Annotated in this window: 19 protein-coding genes; all 19 read right to left on the bottom strand. The window is 45.5% G+C overall.

Translation table 11 applies throughout. From position 1 onward, the window contains the following. Positions 1–6: 6 nt before the first annotated feature. The 19 genes from ACYX4M_RS12060 to fliO all read right to left on the bottom strand — a co-directional run bounded on the left by ACYX4M_RS12060 (position 7) and on the right by fliO (position 18079). Positions 7–1074 carry a homocysteine S-methyltransferase family protein gene (locus tag ACYX4M_RS12060; protein WP_476080290.1) on the bottom strand — a complete coding sequence of 356 codons (1068 nt, stop codon included), beginning with the start codon at positions 1072–1074 and terminating at the stop codon, positions 7–9. Between the two features lie 3 nt (positions 1075–1077). Beyond that, a complete protein-coding gene (metA, locus tag ACYX4M_RS12055; RefSeq protein ID WP_476080289.1) occupies positions 1078–2016 on the bottom strand; it encodes a homoserine O-succinyltransferase MetA in 939 nt (312 codons plus the stop codon). Between the two features lie 121 nt (positions 2017–2137). Then, positions 2138–2572 (bottom strand): DUF2802 domain-containing protein, encoded by a 435-nt coding sequence (locus tag ACYX4M_RS12050; RefSeq protein ID WP_476080288.1) that lies wholly within the window; start codon positions 2570–2572, stop codon positions 2138–2140. A 60-nt stretch (positions 2573–2632) separates the two neighbouring features. Continuing rightward, positions 2633–3124, bottom strand: a complete 492-nt coding sequence (locus tag ACYX4M_RS12045; protein ID WP_039223036.1) for a chemotaxis protein CheW — start codon at positions 3122–3124, stop codon at positions 2633–2635. A 17-nt stretch (positions 3125–3141) separates the two neighbouring features. Further along, positions 3142–3942 carry a chemotaxis protein CheW gene (locus ACYX4M_RS12040; protein ID WP_476080287.1) on the bottom strand — a complete coding sequence of 267 codons (801 nt, stop codon included), beginning with the start codon at positions 3940–3942 and terminating at the stop codon, positions 3142–3144. 7 nt (positions 3943–3949) lie between these two features. Beyond that, positions 3950–4714, bottom strand: coding sequence for a ParA family protein (locus ACYX4M_RS12035; RefSeq protein ID WP_476080286.1), 765 nt, complete (start codon positions 4712–4714; stop codon positions 3950–3952). Positions 4715–4742: 28 nt separating this feature from the next. Further along, positions 4743–5873 (bottom strand): protein-glutamate methylesterase/protein-glutamine glutaminase, encoded by a 1131-nt coding sequence (locus ACYX4M_RS12030; protein WP_476080285.1) that lies wholly within the window; start codon positions 5871–5873, stop codon positions 4743–4745. 28 nt (positions 5874–5901) lie between these two features. After that, the gene (locus ACYX4M_RS12025; protein ID WP_476080284.1) at positions 5902–8151 is read right to left on the bottom strand and encodes a chemotaxis protein CheA; all 2250 of its coding nucleotides are present in this window, start codon (positions 8149–8151) and stop codon (positions 5902–5904) included. 12 nt (positions 8152–8163) lie between these two features. Next, positions 8164–8919 (bottom strand): protein phosphatase CheZ, encoded by a 756-nt coding sequence (locus ACYX4M_RS12020; protein WP_476080283.1) that lies wholly within the window; start codon positions 8917–8919, stop codon positions 8164–8166. 34 nt (positions 8920–8953) lie between these two features. After that, on the bottom strand, positions 8954–9337 hold the full coding sequence (cheY, locus tag ACYX4M_RS12015) for a chemotaxis response regulator CheY (RefSeq protein ID WP_025254383.1): 384 nt from the start codon (positions 9335–9337) through the stop codon (positions 8954–8956). A 36-nt stretch (positions 9338–9373) separates the two neighbouring features. After that, a complete protein-coding gene (locus tag ACYX4M_RS12010; RefSeq protein ID WP_334057512.1) occupies positions 9374–10105 on the bottom strand; it encodes an RNA polymerase sigma factor FliA in 732 nt (243 codons plus the stop codon). Next, positions 10102–10968, bottom strand: coding sequence for a MinD/ParA family protein (locus tag ACYX4M_RS12005; protein ID WP_025254381.1), 867 nt, complete (start codon positions 10966–10968; stop codon positions 10102–10104). The genes ACYX4M_RS12010 and ACYX4M_RS12005 overlap by 4 nt, the downstream gene beginning before the upstream one ends. A 5-nt stretch (positions 10969–10973) precedes the next feature. After that, positions 10974–12383: a flagellar biosynthesis protein FlhF gene (gene flhF, locus ACYX4M_RS12000; RefSeq protein ID WP_476080282.1), complete on the bottom strand. Its 1410-nt coding sequence runs from the start codon at positions 12381–12383 to the stop codon at positions 10974–10976. 29 nt (positions 12384–12412) lie between these two features. Then, positions 12413–14512 carry a flagellar biosynthesis protein FlhA gene (flhA, locus tag ACYX4M_RS11995; protein ID WP_476080281.1) on the bottom strand — a complete coding sequence of 700 codons (2100 nt, stop codon included), beginning with the start codon at positions 14510–14512 and terminating at the stop codon, positions 12413–12415. A gap of 165 nt (positions 14513–14677) precedes the next feature. Next, positions 14678–15802, bottom strand: a complete 1125-nt coding sequence (flhB, locus tag ACYX4M_RS11990) for a flagellar biosynthesis protein FlhB (protein WP_476080280.1) — start codon at positions 15800–15802, stop codon at positions 14678–14680. A gap of 6 nt (positions 15803–15808) precedes the next feature. Further along, positions 15809–16588, bottom strand: a complete 780-nt coding sequence (fliR, locus tag ACYX4M_RS11985; protein ID WP_474873638.1) for a flagellar biosynthetic protein FliR — start codon at positions 16586–16588, stop codon at positions 15809–15811. A gap of 12 nt (positions 16589–16600) precedes the next feature. Next, a complete protein-coding gene (fliQ, locus tag ACYX4M_RS11980) occupies positions 16601–16870 on the bottom strand; it encodes a flagellar biosynthesis protein FliQ (protein ID WP_012517675.1) in 270 nt (89 codons plus the stop codon). 8 nt (positions 16871–16878) lie between these two features. After that, positions 16879–17634, bottom strand: a complete 756-nt coding sequence (gene fliP, locus ACYX4M_RS11975) for a flagellar type III secretion system pore protein FliP (RefSeq protein ID WP_476080279.1) — start codon at positions 17632–17634, stop codon at positions 16879–16881. Beyond that, positions 17627–18079: a flagellar biosynthetic protein FliO gene (gene fliO / locus ACYX4M_RS11970; RefSeq protein ID WP_014948640.1), complete on the bottom strand. Its 453-nt coding sequence runs from the start codon at positions 18077–18079 to the stop codon at positions 17627–17629. The genes fliP and fliO overlap by 8 nt, the downstream gene beginning before the upstream one ends. Between the last annotated feature and the right edge of the window lie 7 nt (positions 18080–18086).

Below are 18086 nucleotides of genomic sequence, written 5' to 3'. Positions count from 1 at the left end.
GCCCTCCTAGTGTACAAACGGCTCTAGGCCTGACAAACGCATTTTAGGCTTAAATTCGGGAATCTTGCGTGGCGCGAGACCTTCAACCGCACTGGCTATATCGCGAATGTGCTCTGGGGTACTGCCACAACACCCCCCTACGATATTTACTAGCCCTGATTGCGCCCATTCTTTGATATGCTCGGCCATCTCTGGACCTTCCATATCGTATTCACCAAATTCGTTAGGTAAGCCTGCATTAGGGTGTGCGGATATGAAGCACTCACTCACATTGGCTACTTCATCTACGTATTGACGCAATAGGTCTGGACCCAGTGCGCAGTTTAAGCCGAAGGAAAACGGACTAATGTGTCGCATTGAGTAATAAAATGCTTCCGCGGTTTGACCCGAAAGCGTACGCCCTGAAGCGTCGGTGATAGTACCTGATACCATCACAGGTAAAGACTTTCCGAGTTTTTCAAATACCGACTCTACTGCAAATGCCGCCGCTTTCGCGTTTAACGTATCGAAGATAGTTTCAAGCATGATTAAATCAGCACCGCCTTCAATAAGGGCTTCAGTAGATTCGCTGTACGCTTCCACTAGTTCGTCAAACGTGACGTTGCGCTTACCTGGGTCATTGACATCAGGTGAGATGGAAGCGGTGCGGTTTGTTGGACCAAGTACACCGGCTACGAAACGGGGTTTCTCAGGTGTTTTTGCGGTGAATTCGTCGGCAGCTTTACGCGCTAACTTAGCCGCAGCCACATTAATATCCCGTGATTGAGCCTGCATATCATAATCGGCCATAGCGATAGTCGTCGCATTGAAGGTATTGGTTTCAATAATATCTGCGCCAGCTTCAAAATAATCACAGTGAATCTGATAAATAATGTCTGGCTGGGTAAGAACCAACAAATCATTATTACCCTTTACGTCGCAATGCCAGTCTGCAAACTGTGTCCCGCGGTAATCTTCTTCTTCCAACTTGTGGCGCTGGATCATGGTGCCCATCGCACCGTCTAGTATAAGAATGCGTTTTTTAGCGGCTTCTGTAAGCGTTGCCTGCGCGCTAGAAATTTCTCTTTGGCTCACGTGCTACCTCTTTGGCTGTGACTTTTCAGCAAGCTGACTTAAATCGTAAGGCGTGGTCTGATAAACATAATAATTCAGCCAGTTTGTAAACAATAGGCTGCCGTGCGAGCGCCACTGTACTATAGGAGACTTGGCTGGATCATCCCCTTCAAAATAGTTTTTCGGCATTGCTGGAGTTTGACCCGCGGCAATGTCCCGTAAGTATTCGTCTTTAAGCGTATCAGGGTCATATTCTGGATGGCCTGTTACAAACACCATTCGCTTGTCTTCTGACGCTACGATATAGGCACCCACGTCCTCAGATTCTGCCACAACGCTAAGGCCTTCAACACTGTTATACAGAGAAGTATCGATATGCCCGTAGCGAGAATGGGGAGCGTGAAAAGTTGGGTCGAAGCCTCTTAAAAGCTCATTGTTCGGGTCGTTCACTTTATGTTGAAAAACTCCTGAAAACTTTTCATCTCTAATCTTTCGAGTTATGCCGTAAAAGTGATACATAGCAGCGTGAGCAGCCCAGCACAAATACAGAGTAGAGTTAACGTGTCGCTGCGCCCATTCCAATATCGTGGTCATGGTCTCCCAATACTTCACTTCTTCATAGTCGATAAGCGCTAGAGGGGCGCCGGTTACTATAAGCCCATCGTATTTTTTATTCGCGACCGCTGAGAAGTCGTGATAAAAGGCATCCATATGTGATTGCGGGGTATTTTTTGGCGCTTGATTATCAATTCGAATCAAATCTACGTTTATTTGTAGCGGCGTATTTGACAACAGGCGAAGCAACTGCACTTCTGTTTCTATCTTATTCGGCATCAAATTAAGAATGCCGACTTCAAGAGGACGAATATCCTGATTAGCAGCCCTGTCCATGTCCATGGTAAAAATATTTTCACCTAGTAGTACGTTCTGCGCGGGTAACTGCTCAGGAATACGAATTGGCATAGAGGACTCCAGTGATAAATTACAATATCTGTATTGTGTCTATAACTGGCGATATGTCAACATCTTTACGTCTAGACGTCTAAACGTTTTTTTTTAAAACGTACTTACTGAAGTAAGATAACTAGCTGTTTTGCTTGTGCACCATAACTAACATCTCAGCTTCAGCGCGAGGTATATCACAGGCTTCGATGATCTCGTCGATACTGGCGCCTTGCTTAACAAGGTCTGCCGCTCTTTGATATAGCCGCAACGAGGGGTCTTGGAGCTTGAGCTCACGAAGCTGGTTTTCAAGGTCAGTTTGTTTCTCGTCTAGCTCTTGAAGGTGGCGAGTAATAACTAATGTACGAGCTTGGGCTTCAGTTTGTTGATTATTTGCGTTTTTAGCAAGCGCTTCAATGCGCGCAATGGCCGACACACAGTTCTGCTCACTTTCACTTAATGATGCGCGCAAATGTTTAATCTGTGAGTACAAAATACTCATAGCAACAACAAGTACAACAATTCCGACGCACAAGATAAGTTCAATTAAGGTAGGTGCAGCAAGCTGCCAATCCATGGACGTAACCCTTGGGGAAATCTAGGCGGCATTAACAATATATACCGCCTATTCATTTATTTAGATATTACTAAGCTCATCCCACTCTTCGTCGCTTAGCAATTTATTAAGGTCGACCAGAATAAGCAGCTCGCCATCGCGGTTGCTTACACCCTGTATAAACTTAGCACTTTCCTCAGTACCAACGTTAGGCGCACTGTCAATTTCTGAAGATTTCAGGTACACCACTTCGGCTACACTATCCACCAAAATACCGACAACCTGTTCGTCAGATTCAATAATCACTATACGTGTATTGTCCGTGATTTCCGTTGGCGGTAGCCCAAAACGTGCGCGGGTATCAATGACGGTTACCACGTTACCACGCAAGTTTATTATACCAAGCACATAATCAGGCGCGCCGGGTACAGGGGCTATTTCGGTATAACGCAAGACTTCTTGTACTTGCATTACGTTAATACCGTAAGTTTCTTCACCTAAGCGATACGTTACCCATTGAAGGACTTCGTCGTTGCTGTCAGTAGCGTTATTATTCATTCTTTCGTCGCTCATGAACCTGGCTCCCAATACTATGGCGTCTGGTCGTTACTGCCTAAGCCTCTGTTAAGCATAGATATTAATTCTTCAACGTCAATTAACGCGCACATTTTTTCTTTAACCATCCCTGCTAACCAGGGACGCTTACCTGTGGACTCGCGCCATTTTACGTCATCGGTAGTCAAATTGACCGTGTTTACAAGCTTTTCGCTTGCTAATCCCCACGCACTCTCTCCTAACATTATAAGATATCGGTAGTTGAGCGATTGTGCGAGATTTTCGTCGTATTTTTCTGGCATTACCCATTTTGCAGAATCTACAACATTTAGTTTAGACTCTCTGTGCAACATTACACCCATAAACCAGTCAGGTTTTCCAAATAAGGGGCCTATTTTTTCAATTTGATGGATACCACCTAGCGATGTTAGGGGTACCGCAAGTGTTAGCCCTGCAACCTCAAAGAATAGCGCCTGAAAACGAAAACCGAGAGTATCCTTTAGTGGAGTTTTTAACTTCTCAGGAGTACTTAACTCACTTTCTTGTTCCGATTGAGCAGGGACGTCAGCGAACGAATGCTGTTTTTCACTTACACTCGTTTGTGAATTCTGACTTTCAATTAACGAAGAGGCCTCTTGTGCTAACACTTCTTCATCATTGACCAGCGGTTCGCTAGTTGTAGAAACAAGCGTTGACTCAGCCATTTGTTGAGAGGCTTGCTCAAGCAGTCTTGCCGTGCGCGCAGTAACATCCTCAGGAGCTTCAGGCTCTTTCAGAAGGCTGTCTAAATATGCCTCCATTACTTCTTCACGGGCAAATGGCGATTGCTTGCTCATGGTCTTGTTATTTCTCCAATACGGCTAACAGTTTATCGTAGGCATTTACACCTCTTGTCCTTGGGTAAGCAGCAGAGATAGGAAGCTGCACCAAACTAGCATCCCTGAAGTGAGTATCCACCGGAATGACCCCCTCCCAAACACGTTCACCGTAATCACTCATTAATCGCTTTCTCGACGCCAGTGCGGCATTTGTACGTTTATCAAACATAGTAGGAATGATTAGGGTGTCAAAAGACTTATCTAACGAACGCCCCATGATTTCCATAGTACGAATCATTCTATCCAAGCCTTTAAGGGCCAGATACTCTGTCTGAGTCGGAACAATTACCTTATCGCAAGCCGCCAGCGCATTGACCATTAACACGCCCAAAACAGGAGGGCAGTCGATGATAGCAAAATCAAATTCATCGGATATCTTTGCGAGTGCTTTTTTTAACACTAAACCCATACCCTGTTCGCTGCCCATTGTTCTGTCTAAGGTTGCCAGAGCCATGGTCGCTGGTAGCACATATAAATTGTCGAGTTTTGTAGGACTGAGACAGTCCATTACTTTATCGGCAGTAATCTGATTAGAATTAATAAAAATGTCGTAAACAGAATGACTTGTCGCCTCTGCATCAATACCAAAGTAATAACTGAGCGATGCGTGAGGATCAGTGTCAATCATAAGCACTCGTTTGCCCTTTTGAGCAAGCAAGCCGCCAAGGCTTACGGTTGTAGTAGTTTTACCTACTCCGCCTTTTTGATTTGCCACAGTCCACACTTTCATAATTACTGTTCCATTACAGTTCAAACTGCTATCGCATTTCGGTTTGAACGCAACTGCTCATATCGTCAATATTGATATTTTTACTGGATATATTAGCCACAGCGACAGCTTGAGGCATTCCGTAAACCACACATGAGTCTTGATCTTGCGCCCAAATAGTCGCGCCTTTATCTCTGAGTAACCGACACCCTTCTCTTCCGTCAGCACCCATTCCCGTTAAGATAATACCAAGTACGTCGCCTCCATAGACTTTAGCTAATGAGCTAAACGTCAGGTCAACGCTTGGCTTGTAACTCACCTTATCAGATTGGCTGGCATCAACGATAGAAATTCGCTTATTGCTGCCAATTGTTTCAAGCAGCATCTGCTTTCCTCCAGGAGCAAGGTAGGCATGTCCAGGCATTAAGAGATCGCCATGCTCTGCTTCTTTTACTTTAATTTTACAATTGCTATCTAAACGCTGTGCAAATGCAGTAGTAAAAGTTCCGGGCATATGCTGCACTAACAATATAGGGTAAGGGAATTCTGCCGGCAGGGGGGAAAGCAATTTTTGCAGTGCAACCGGCCCTCCCGTGGACGCCCCTACCGCTAAACATTCGTACTTTTTCCCGGTTGCTCTTACCGAAGAAACAGTAGGTTGCTTATCAGCATCTTTGTGACCAGATAGCAACCCCGATGTTTTGAAAAAAGCTTGCTTTGGCGCGTTGTCAGGCAGTTTTCGAGTTTCCATTGTGCGAAGAGAAGGACGCTTTACACCTAGCCCTCTTCGCGCTATTAACCTAACTTTAGTGCAAAGTAAGCGCGAAGCATCTTTCCTGTCTTGCGCAATATCTTCGAACTTCTTTGGTAAAAAATCGAGGGCGCCGGCTTCTAGTGCGTCAAGCGTAGCCTGTGCGCCATGGTGCGTTAGCGAGGAAAACATCAAAATTGGCGTTGGACGTTTATCCATAATAACCTTAACGGCTGAAATACCATCCATAACTGGCATTTCAACGTCCATGGTTATTACATCTGGTTTAAGTGCTTCCGCTTTGTTTAATGCATCTTGCCCATTTCTCGCTTCTCCAACAACTTCAAGCTCTCTATCGCCATCGAGAATTTCTCGTACTCGACGGCGATAAAAGGTCGAGTCGTCGACGACTAGGACTTTAAAGACCATGGATTATCATTCCTGTTAATTCATCGCCTTACTTGATTGGTTTACGCGCGTACCGTTTTAGCAGGCTCGGAACATCTAAAATTAATGCAATACCACCGTCTGAAGTAATTGTCGCACCAGCCATACCAGGTGTACCTTGTAGCAATGCGTCAAGGGGCTTAATAACTACTTCTTCTTGGCCTATCAGCGCGTCAACGACAAACCCTACTTGCTGCGTACCAATTTGCACCACAACTACGTGCCCCTTTTCTTTATCGATGTTTTTGGGGCCTCGGATCAACCATTCGCCAAGGAAGAACAATGGAATTGCTTTTGAACGAACTATCATTGTGAGCTGGCCATCCACCGTATTGGTCTTCTTGATGTCCATATTTATTATTTCGTTCACCGCACCTAATGGTAACGCAAAGGTCTGTTTCCCCACAACAATCATTAATGTAGGTAAAATTGCTAGCGTTAGCGGTACTTTGATATCTAATCGCGTGCCTTTGCCAAGTTGCGAATCGATATTGACGGTACCGTTTAGTTGATTAATTTTGGTTTTAACCACATCCATGCCAACGCCGCGACCTGAAATGTCACTAATTTCAGTCTTCGTTGAGAAGCCTGGCGCAAAAATAAGGTTAAACGCTTCAACATCTGACATTCGTGCGGCTGCATCCGCATCTAATACGCCACGACTAATAGCTATCTCTTTTAGCTTCTCCGCATCCATACCCTTACCGTCGTCCTCGATAGTAAGAAGAATATGATCGCCTTCTTGAGATGCTGATAGCTGAACCGTACCCATGCGAGGCTTACCAGCGGCCGCGCGGTCATCTGGCATTTCTATTCCGTGGTCGACAGAGTTTCTAACCAAATGCACAAGCGGGTCGGCCAATGCTTCAACCAAGTTTTTATCTAAATCCGTTTCTTCACCTACAAGCTCTAAGGTAATCTCTTTCTTTAAGCTTCTGGCTAGGTCACGTACAACGCGAGGAAAACGCCCGAAAACTTTCTTAATGGGCTGCATGCGGGTTTTCATTACCGCACCTTGCAAGTCACCCGTCACTACATCTAGATTAGCAATGGCTTTCGACATGCTTTCGTCGTTGCTGTTGATACCCAAGCTTATCAGTCTGTTTCTAACCAGAACTAGCTCGCCGACCATGTTCATAATCTGATCTAAGCGTTTGGTGTCTACACGTACCGTCGTCTCGGCAGGCGGTGGAGCAGGAGCTCCTTTCTTATCATCTTTCTTGGCAGCCGTTTTTGGCGTAGATGCTGTGCTAGCTTTCGCTGGGCTCGCCGCACTGGATGCAGGCTTCACCTCAGGCGCAGAACTAGGGGTTGCTTGCTTTGCCTTCTGAACAGCTTCGGTGGCCGCTTTATCTACAGGAGGTTCAGGTGCCGTTGCAGCAGAGCCTTGTTTAGTAGGCCCTTGACCGGAGCCGTGGAGTTGGTCTAGCAGCGCCTCAAACTCATCGTCGGTGATTTCTTCATCACCTGCACCGGTTGCTGGAGCTGATGCCGGTGCAGCCACGGGAGCACTCTTTTCTTCCCCTCCAAACTGGCCTTTTCCGTGGAGGTCATCTAAAAGCGCTTCAAACTCTTCATCTGTGATGTCATCACTATCTGAGCTCGCCGCGGGAGCTGTTTCTTGAGCTGATTTGGCTGTAGCTGGTTCCGGTTTTACCGACGCAGACTTCCCTGGGGCACCACCGCCATGGAGCTCATCGAGAAGAGCCTCAAATTCATCCTCAGTAATTTCGTCGATACCACCGTCACTCTCACTGGAAGTTGACGCTGAAGGAGCAGGTTCCTCTATAACTAACTCCGGTTCTTCTTCAACAACCTCGGGGTCAGCCACAGGCCCATTAGCGTTTTCAAAAATGTTTTCATCTGGAGATTCAGGGCGACTTAGTTTGTGTAGCAAGTCGACAAGATGTGCATCTGCTGGCTCTAGCGGCTCTTGTGCTTTTACTCGTTCAAACATTTCAACTACCACATCAGTGGCTTGCAAAATGATATCCATTAACTCAGGCGTTAGCGTTCGTTGGCCATTGCGCATAACGTCAAAGACGTTTTCAGCACCGTGACAAATTTCAACTAACTCAGTAAGAGAAAGGAAACCTGCTCCCCCCTTTACTGTGTGATAGCCGCGAAAAATTGCGTTAAGCAAATCCGCATCTTCAGGATTGTTCTCAAGATCAACGAGCTGTTCTTGTAATTGTTCAAGTATCTCTCCAGCTTCAACTAGAAAGTCCTGTAATATTTCCTCGTCAACATCAAACGACATGCACCCGCTCCCCTAAAAACCTAAGCTAGACAGAAGATCATCTACATCATCTTGACCTGAAACGACGTCATCTCGTTTTTCAGCATCAATAATTGGGCCTTCCGCCTCTACACCATCAACCTTATCGGCCTTAACGCTAGATGGTTTAGTTTGTTCTGCACCGTCACGCTCGCCAAACATAGTCAACATGTTTACAAGGCTGTCTTCTACCTCTTTAACCAGGTCTATAACGCGGCGAATAACTTGCCCAGTTAAATCTTGATAACCTTGTGCCATCAAAACTTCAGTAAGTAACTGTGTAAGTTTAGCTGACTGATTCGAACCGTCTTCCAGCAATTCGTCTAAATCTGCGCATAATGCCTTAAACTCACCCAGTTCAATCTGACGGTTCATCAGCTTTTTCCACTCTGGCATTACCTTTTCGATTCGCTGTGAAAGCAATTCAGCTATCGGCATACTCGCTTCGACGGCATCCATAGTAGTATTAGCAGCTTTTTCAGTTTCTTCAATAACGTAGGTAAGGCGGGACTGTGCATCAGGAATATCATCTGTGGCTAGATTTTTGATGCGATCGTCTATTTGGAAGTTATTCAATGCGTCGTGAAGTTGACGCGTTAACTTTCCTACTTCAGCAAACAACTCAACATTTTCTTTCATTGAGACGGCTTCAAGTAGAGCGTTAGCTGAAGTCTTGTCACCCTCTTCAAGATAAGTGACAAGCTGCTTTGCTTCTTCTAACGATATTGGAACGTTTACATTCGTTGACATCCAGTAAACCTCATTTATCTGTTGAGCGTCTGGATCAACCTAAACGTTCGAATATTTTATCTAATTTTTCTTTTAACGTTGCTGCGGTGAAAGGTTTAACGACGTAGCCGTTAACACCTGCTTGCGCGGCGGCTACAATTTGTTCTTTCTTCGCTTCAGCGGTAACCATAAGCACAGGCAAGTGCTTAAGCTTATCATCTGCCCTGATTGCGCGTAGTAAATCTATGCCCTGCATGCCAGGCATATTCCAATCAGTAACTACGAAATCAAAATCACCTTGTTGTAACATTGGCAATGCAGTGCTGCCGTCATCCGCTTCCTGAATGTTGGCAAAACCCAAGTCTTTGAGTAGGTTTTTGATGATACGTCTCATGGTTGAAAAGTCATCGACCACGAGAATTTTCATGCTTTTATCCAAAATAGCCTCCACTGAGGGGTTAATTGTTATTAATTTCTATTCTTCGTCAGCTTGCCACGACTTCATTCGTGATTTGAGTTTTAACATGGCTTGACTGTGAATTTGACTGACTCTCGACTCGCTTACGTCAAGAACCTCGCCTATTTCTCTTAAGTTTAGTTCTTCATCGTAATAAAGTGAAAGAACAATCGCTTCTCGCTCGGGTAATGTCGTTATTGCATGGGCCAACGCTTTTTGAAAAGCCCCCTGCATCAAATCTTCCAGCGGTGCATCACTACCTCTGGTTTGCTCTGTGGTGATCACATCTTCCGACACCCCCAAATCTTCAATGCCCACCAACTTCCCGGCATTGACTTCATTGAGCATCTGGTGATAATCCTGCAAGCTCACATTCAGCTTCTCAGCAATATCAGCATCTCTTGCGTCGCGCCCAGTTTCACTTTCTACCTGAGATATCGCCTCAGTAATCGCGCGACCATTGCGGTGAACAGAACGAGGTGTCCAATCACCTTTGCGTATTTCATCAAGCATTGCGCCGCGAATACGGATGCCCGCGAAGGTTTCAAAGCTTGCGCCTTTTGACCCGTCAAAATTTCGCGCGGCCTCAAGCAACCCAATCATGCCAGATTGGATAAGGTCATCAACAAGTACACTTGCAGGCAGTCGCGCCATCAAATGGTGCGCAATACGCTTAACCAGAGGCGCATGCCTTTCGACTAACTGCGATTTATCTGTTTGCTGTTGATAAGCGGCTGCCTTACTGTTCAACGTTGACTTCCTACGGCTTTTTCTGCAACTAATTGTTCAATAAAAAACTCTAAATGGCCACCGGGCTGCGCTGGAATAGGCCAAGTAAGTGCCCTGCTTGCCAACTTTGTTATAGCTACAGCGGCAGGAGAGCCTGGAAAAGCATCAACAATAGCGGTTTGCTTGCGCACTGCTTTGCGAATGTTCTCATCAAACGGCACCGTTGCCACTAATTCTAGTGCAACATCAAGAAAACGCCCTGTCACTTTGCTTAATTTACTAAATAACTCCTGACCTTCCCGCACATCGCGAACCATATTGGCCACAACTTTAAAGCGAAAAACACCGTGTTCCCGGTTAAGTATTTTTATCAGTGCGTATGCATCTGTTAATGACGTAGGCTCATCACAAACCACGACCATGATATCTTGGGATGCTTTAGAAAAGCTTAACACCATGTCTGAAATGCCGGCCGCAGTGTCGACAATTAATACGTCTATTTGAGAACGCAGTTCGCTAAACGCTCTTATTAAGCCTGCGTGCTGCGTAGGTGAGAGCTCTGCCATTGACTGGGTACCAGAGGTGGCAGGAGCAATCTTAATACCATGGGGACCGGTTACTAAAACCTCGTCTAACGTGCACTCACCAGAGAGAACGTGAGATAGGTTTTTCTCGACTCGCAGGCCTAACATCACATCTACATTTGCAAGGCCAAGGTCCGCGTCAAGAACCATTACACGTTTGCCCTGCTTCGCCATGGCGATAGCGGTGTTAAGTGTAATGTTTGTTTTACCTACGCCACCCTTACCACCAGTGACGGCGATTACTTTGATTAACCGTGATTGCTTCATTTTTCTTAAGCTACTCGCTTGATCGTCAATCATACTGCTTATGCTGTTTTAATTGCGTTGTTGCCACTAGTATGATTCAAACCGTACTTTTTATAAAGCTTTGCAGCAGCGGAAACTAAAGATTTCGCTTCTGCAATCTTAATGTCTTCAGGCACTTTTTGGCCATCGGTGACATAACTAACCGGTAGTTGATATTCAACCGCTGCACTAAGCACCTCTCCTAAAGAGTAGCACTCATCTAACTTTGTGAAAATACAGCCACTTAGTTCAATATCATCATACGCTTGAATGATTCTCTGCAAAGCAGGATATTGCGTATTAGCTTGCGCTACCAAATATTTTTTAACTTTTGGCATTTGTCCGTTATCAAACTGCTTAATTTGTTTAATTAATCGACTGTCTCGTTGACTAAATCCAGCCGTATCAATCAATACTAGTCGCTTATGACGAAGTTGGAACAATAAATCTGCAAGTTCTTCACTAGTTTGCGCTTTTCGCACAGTACAGCCAATAATTTTTCCGTATGTTGCTAGCTGCTCATAGGCTGCAATTCTATACGTATCAATGGTTATCATAGCCACCGACTCTGCACCGTATTTCTGCGCGTAGCGAGCGGCTAACTTTGCAACAGTGGTTGTTTTACCTGTACCTGTAGGCCCGACTAATGCAACGGCACCTTGTGAGCTAAGTATATCGTTTCCGGTAACATTTATGCGATTAGCCAATAGGTTAAGAAGATATACCCATGCGTCACGTTCGTTGTAATGAGCAGGTGTATAGCTAATGAGCTGTGTTGCAAGTGCACTACTTAAGCCCATATCGGTTAATCGAGTGACCAGGTATTGATGAACAGGTTTTTGACGTTTGTTCTTCGCTTCCATCAAGTCGGCCACTTGATATTGCAACACATCGCGAAGCGAGGCTAATTCTTCTTTGATTTGAGCTAGTTCAGCAGACTGAGATGCAGGTGTCTCTCCCATGCTTGAAGCTTGATGCTCGGGGAAAGCGTGTTGATTTTTACTATCTTCAACAGGTGATTGCGTCTCTATATCGTCAATGAAGGCTTCTGAAAAGTCTAAGTGTGATGCTATTTCATTGGCGTGCTTAGCGTTAGCTGACATAGGTTGATCTGGCTGAAGAGTATTCGTTGTCTGCGCTTTTCCACCATGCTGCTTTTCCAGCAATGCTTTTAAGCTGTCAGGGCCGTCGTCGCCAATAATTTCACTTAAGCTAGGCACGGCCTTTTGACCTGGTGTTTTAGCTGCAGCTTGTGGAGCCGCCTTTGGCGTGAAAAGCTTAGCTTCAGGCTCTTTGTCGTAGGCTGCTACAAGCTCGATACCGTCAGCGACTTTGCGATTTGACATGATCACAGCATCACTGCCTAACTCAGCTTTAACTTGGCTTAGCGCCTCACGCATATCTTTGCCGAAGAAACGTCTAATTTTCATTGCAACCTCTCCAATCACCCAGTGTCAGATTATTGACCGACCGAACTGACTATTTTTATTTGTTTGTCGTCAGGCACTTCTTGGTATGAAAGAACATGCAGCCCAACAACAGAATACTTTAAGAAGCGAGACAGAACCGGTCGTAGCATGCCTGAGGTAAGGAGTACTGCAGGTTCTCCTTCTAACTCTTGCTGCTGACTGGCTTGCTGCAATGATTTTTGCAGCTTGTCTGCCAGACCTGGTTCGATACCAGCACCGTCTTCGCCACCTGCTTGAAGGGACTGGTGCAACATCTGTTCCAACTCTGGCGCCAAGGTTATGACAGGTATCTCTTTTGCACCCTGAGTAATTTCTTGAACGATAAGACGCTTAAGTGCTATACGCACTGCAGACACTAGTACATCTGGGTCTTGGCTTCGTGTGCCGTATTCACTAAGAGTCTGAACTATGGTGCGCATATCGCGAATAGGCACACCTTCAAATAGCAAGGTTTGCAGCACTTTCACAACTGTACTAAGCGGCAGAATATCGGGCACCAAACCTTCAACCAATTTAGGGTGCTGTTTAGCCAGCATATCTAGAAGCTGTTGCGCCTCTTCATGCCCAAGTAACTGATAGGCGTTATTGGAAAGTAACTGACTTAGGTGAGTTGCAACAACCGTGGCGGCATCAACAACCGTGTACCCAAGCGTTTGCGCGTGCTCGCGCTTATTAGGCTTAATCCACACCGCATCTAGTCCGAAAGCAGGGTCTTTAGTAGCGCGCCCTTCTAGCTTTCCGAACACTTGCCCTGGGTTAATGGCAAGCTCTTCGTCGTGACTAATAACCGAATCGCCAATAGTGACGCCGAGCATAGCGATGGTGTAAGTATTGGGCTCTAAGTCTAAATTATCGCGGATATGAACTGGTGGAATAAGGAATCCAAGCTCTTGGGAAAGCTTTTTACGCACCCCTTTAATGCGTGTTAACAACTCGCCACCTTGAGACTTGTCTACAAGAGGAATTAAACGATACCCCACTTCTAGACCGATTGTATCGACTTGCTGGACATCGTCCCAGCCCAGCTCTTTAACTTCAGGGGCCACGGTTTCATCTTTTGATATATTCTCAGGCACTTGAGGCTCTGCGGCTTTTTTCTTCGCCTGAACCGACTGCCAGTAAGCAAAGCCTGCAATCAGGAAGGAAAAACCCAAAAATGCGATATGAGGCATACCAGGGATAATACCCATAACAAACAAAACGCCTGAAGCAATATAAAGCGCCTGATTATTGCCTAGCTGACCACGGATTTCTTTACCCATTTCTTGAGTTTCGTTCTCACGAGTCACGATAATGGCTGTTGCTACTGAAAGTAGTAATGAAGGTATCTGCGCCACCAAACCATCACCAATGGTCAAAATGGTGTAGATTTCTATAGCGTTACCAAATGAAAGGCCGTGTTGAATCATGCCAATAAAGAGACCACCGACAATATTAATAAGCATGATGAACAGGCCCGCAACTGCATCACCTTTTACAAACTTTGATGCACCGTCCATCGACCCGTAAAAGTCAGCCTCTGCGGTTATTTCTTCGCGACGCTGACGCGCTTGATCTTGGTCGATATAGCCTGCATTTAGATCTGCGTCAATTGCCATTTGCTTACCTGGCATAGCATCCAAGGTAAAGCGAGCACTTACTTCTGATATGCGTCCAGCGCCAGCTGTAACTACTTTAAAGTTGATAATAAGAAGAATAGCGAAAACAACAATACCGACGGCATAGTTACCACCAATAACGACAGCGCCGAAGGCTTCAATCACTTTGCCAGCTGCATCACCACCTTCGTGACCGTACAGTAATACAACACGCGTAGACGCAACGTTAAGTGCTAGACGAAGAACGGTAGCGATAAGGAGTACGAGCGGAAAAATACCAAAATCCACTGGACGTTGGGTAAGTACCGCCACCAAGATGATGACTAAAGAGAGCGCAATATTAAAGCTGAACAAAACGTCCAATAAGAACGGCGGCATGGGTAGTATTACCATTCCCATGATTGCCAAAAGGACAATAGGCGCGCCTAGACCACTGGTAAAATTTTGCAGCTGATTTTTATCGAATCGCTGAAGATAACCGGATAACTGCATGGCTGGGTGTCTCTCTATCAGAAAATTGACGCTTTATGTAAATCTTCAATAGAGTTTTCAACTAACGTGCCAGCTTTATAGAAAGCAGTATTTAAGCACAACTAATGGTTTAAAAAGTAAGCACCAAGTTTAAATTAGCTTAAAATAACACGGCAATATAGTCACTTAGCGACGGTATTCTGGAGGAATAGGCAAATCTCGTTGAAGTGGCTTAGGACGCTTCCCTTTCCCTGCCCTATGTGCTTTAAGCTGATAAACATGTGCTAGCACCTGCGCTACCGCCATAAACAAGGCGTTAGGGATTTCGTCGTCCACTTCAGTGGAATAGAAAATGGCTCGCGCTAACATGGGTGAAGGGATCAGCGGCACGTCGTTAGCGGTAGCAATTTTTCTGATGTGCATTGCTAACTCATCAGCACCTTTAGCTACTACAACGGGAGCTCTTACCCCTTTTTCGTCATATTTAATGGCAACAGAAAAGTGAGTGGGGTTGGTCACGACAACGTCTGCTTGTGGTACTTCCTGCATCATGCGCTTGGTTGCAGCCTGATATTGCAGGCGGCGAATACGACCTTTGACCATGGGATCGCCTTCCGCGTTTTTGCGCTCGTCTTTAACCTCTTGCTTGGTCATTTTCATTTCTTTGTTGTGCTTATACATTTGATAAGGCACATCAATGAGCGCAATAGGGATCATGCCGCACACTAAAATAAGAAACGCCCACTTAAGCATATCGAGAGCGTGAAAGATGTTTCCCGGATATAGCTCCATATCTAAATGCAGCGCTTCATCTTCGAAGAACAGTAACGCTCCGATAGCCATACCAATTATGACCACCACTTTTGCAATAGACTTAAGTAACTCTACCAAGCCATTCGTGCCAAACATGCGTTTGAAGCCTTGAATGGGGCTCATTTTTGAACCCTTAGGTTTTGCACCTTCCCAGGTAAAGTTGTAGCCTCCAAGCGCGATTGAGCCATAGATACCCGCTATCATAGCAACGACCATGTATAGCAGCACGGCAGGGCCTACCGCCGAAAAAGCTTCTCCCCAGGCGCCAAACATGTGGGTAATATCATAGGTTTCGTCACGAGAGAGAATGAACATCCTCTGAGTAAGTTTAAAAACAGATTCAGCAATCCACCCGCCCACAAACAAAAACATAAAAGCACTGACGATAAGTACTAGGGTCGTAGAAAGTTCACGGGAACGGGCTAGCTGCCCTTTTTTTCGGGCATCTTCGAGTTTTTTCCCCGTGGGGTCTTCTGTTTTTTCGCTTGAATCTGCCATGTTTTCCTACGAACAAATATTCAATAGTTCACACATAAACTGCTCAGCTCTGAACCATTGGGTTTCGAAGTGTGCAGTAAAGTTATCAAGTGTTATCCAAATAATCAGTAAGCCCATTACCTGAGCGATCGAAAAACCAATACTAAAAATGTTTAGCTGTGGTGCAGCTTTGGTCATTACGCCAAACGCCAAATTCACGATTAAAAGCGACACGATTGGCGCAAGAGACAGGGTCACTGCCGATATAAACATCCAACCGCCCCAATGGGCAATATCGCGGAACTGTTCAGCGGTCCACCATGCTTCGCCTATGGGAAACGCCTCGAAGCTCATTACTATCATTTGAATCATGGACAAGTGCCCATCCAAGGTCCAAAACAACAAGGTGGCTAATATCAGATAAAATTGGCCCACTGCGGGCACGTTAATACCGTTTACTGGGTCAACAATAGACGCGAACCCCAAACCGGTTTGCATGGCTATGATTTGGCCTGCAATCACGAAGGTATTGAGTACCATCATTGATATAAAACCAATGGCAATGCCTATCAACAACTGCTGAATAACAATTAAAAATGTGCCCACATCCACTAAATTTTCGATGGGTGACGGGGGCACCACAGGCATGATGATGAGCGTAAGCATTATGCCCAGCAAGGCTCTTACCTGCGGGGGAATTGATTTAGCACTCAAGCCAATCATGGCCACGAACAAGCCGCTAATGCGCATAAATGGCAGCAGCATGTCTGCAAGGAATTGATTGATGGTGGCGAGTTCGACTTCCACAGCTTTAGCCTTCTATCCCACAACCTGGGGGATCATATCAACCATTCTGAAAGTAAAGTCCATAAGCTGTTGCACCAACCAGTTGCCGCCCCAACTCAACGCGAGAAGCGTTACAAGCAAGCGCGGTAAGAAGCTCATGGTCTGTTCGTTAATACTGGTAGCAGCCTGAAATACTGCCACTACTAAGCCCACGATGAGGCTTGGGACAATCACCGCAGATACCAATACGATAACCATAAACATGGCTTCTCGCAGTATTTCTACAAAGACTTCTGGTGACATAAGCCCTCCTAGACGCCCATACCGAAGCTGGTCGCCAACGTACCGAAAATCAGGTTCCACCCATCAACTAGCACGAACAGCATGAGTTTAAATGGTAAGGATACAATCATAGGCGAGAGCATCATCATACCCATGGCCATCAATATAGACGCTACTACCAAGTCAATAATAAGAAAGGGAATAAATAGCATAAACCCAATTTGAAACGCGGTTTTGAGTTCACTGGTTACAAAAGCCGGAATAAGGATGGTTAGCGGTACTTCGTTGGTATCGGCATACTTCCCTTCATCTCCAGCAATCCGTACGAACGTTTCTAGGTCTTTTACCCGTGTTTGTGAAAGCATAAACGCGCGCATGGGGCCTTTTGCTTGCTCAAGAGCGTCTATACTGGTCAGTTGCTCGTTAAGGTAAGGCTGTAAAGCTCGCTCGTTCACCTCTTCAAACACCGGCGCCATAATGAACATGGATAGAAACAAACTAACGCCAATGAGTATCTGGTTTGACGGAGATTGTTGTAAGCCAATCGCCTGACGCAAAATAGACAACACCACAATAATACGGGTGAACGAGGTCATCATCATGATAAACGCTGGAATAAGGCTTAGCGCTGTCATGATAAACAGCGCTTGAAGCGTCATGGTGTAGTCTTGAGAACCATCTTGATTGGTTGTCACCGTGACTGCAGAAATTCCCTGTTGAGCATAGGCGGGCTCGACAAGAAGTAATAAGGGCAGTATTAAAAGTAGCCAGGCAAACTTACGCATCTCTCGACTCTTCCTTTGTTTTATTCTTTTCTATATTCGGGTTGAGCTTTCCCGCCATGGCAGCAACAAGTTTTTGTTTAAACGCATCGGCACCATTTTGTTGCTCGCCTGTGGTTTTGTTCACACCTTTCACAGGCACATCGAGATTCTTATCTAATTTGCTTAAATGAGAGATGTTGTGACTGGTAACACCAATGAGGTGCTGCTCTTCACCTACCTGAATCACCATGATTTTTTCTTTTGTGCCAACAACCATGCTGGCCGCTACTTTCATTTGATTTCCCCCCATCGCAGTGACATTAAATCGACGCATCACATAAGCGAGAGCGAAAATGACGCCAACAACGACAAGTAAAGAAAGGAAAATTGACAGTACCGACGTGGGGTTGGTGATTGACTGGGTCGACTGCGCGACAGCTATCTGGCTAAATAAAAGGGGCAGCATTGCGCAA

Source organism: Alteromonas sp. ABV4_150, from assembly GCF_056311745.1.
The sequence above is the reverse complement of the archived record's forward strand: the minus strand, read 5'-3'. Positions and strand labels throughout refer to the sequence as shown.

Excerpts from the sequence above, each read along its gene's own strand:
- ACYX4M_RS12035 (WP_476080286.1), bottom strand. The coding sequence starts at position 4,714 with ATGAAAGTGTGGACTGTGGCAAATCAAAAAGGCGGAGTAGGTAAAACT.
- flhF (WP_476080282.1), bottom strand. The coding sequence starts at position 12,383 with ATGAAAATTAGACGTTTCTTCGGCAAAGATATGCGTGAGGCGCTAAGC.
- fliQ (WP_012517675.1), bottom strand. The coding sequence starts at position 16,870 with ATGTCACCAGAAGTCTTTGTAGAAATACTGCGAGAAGCCATGTTTATG.
- metA (WP_476080289.1), bottom strand. The coding sequence starts at position 2,016 with ATGCCAATTCGTATTCCTGAGCAGTTACCCGCGCAGAACGTACTACTA.
- fliP (WP_476080279.1), bottom strand. The coding sequence starts at position 17,634 with ATGCGTAAGTTTGCCTGGCTACTTTTAATACTGCCCTTATTACTTCTT.
- ACYX4M_RS12005 (WP_025254381.1), bottom strand. The coding sequence starts at position 10,968 with ATGATTGACGATCAAGCGAGTAGCTTAAGAAAAATGAAGCAATCACGG.
- flhB (WP_476080280.1), bottom strand. The coding sequence starts at position 15,802 with ATGGCAGATTCAAGCGAAAAAACAGAAGACCCCACGGGGAAAAAACTC.
- ACYX4M_RS12020 (WP_476080283.1), bottom strand. The coding sequence starts at position 8,919 with ATGTCAACGAATGTAAACGTTCCAATATCGTTAGAAGAAGCAAAGCAG.
- ACYX4M_RS12025 (WP_476080284.1), bottom strand. The coding sequence starts at position 8,151 with ATGTCGTTTGATGTTGACGAGGAAATATTACAGGACTTTCTAGTTGAA.
- flhA (WP_476080281.1), bottom strand. The coding sequence starts at position 14,512 with ATGCAGTTATCCGGTTATCTTCAGCGATTCGATAAAAATCAGCTGCAA.
- ACYX4M_RS12045 (WP_039223036.1), bottom strand. The coding sequence starts at position 3,124 with ATGAGCGACGAAAGAATGAATAATAACGCTACTGACAGCAACGACGAA.
- fliO (WP_014948640.1), bottom strand. The coding sequence starts at position 18,079 with ATGCTGCCCCTTTTATTTAGCCAGATAGCTGTCGCGCAGTCGACCCAG.
- ACYX4M_RS12040 (WP_476080287.1), bottom strand. The coding sequence starts at position 3,942 with ATGAGCAAGCAATCGCCATTTGCCCGTGAAGAAGTAATGGAGGCATAT.
- ACYX4M_RS12030 (WP_476080285.1), bottom strand. The coding sequence starts at position 5,873 with ATGGTCTTTAAAGTCCTAGTCGTCGACGACTCGACCTTTTATCGCCGT.
- ACYX4M_RS12050 (WP_476080288.1), bottom strand. The coding sequence starts at position 2,572 with ATGGATTGGCAGCTTGCTGCACCTACCTTAATTGAACTTATCTTGTGC.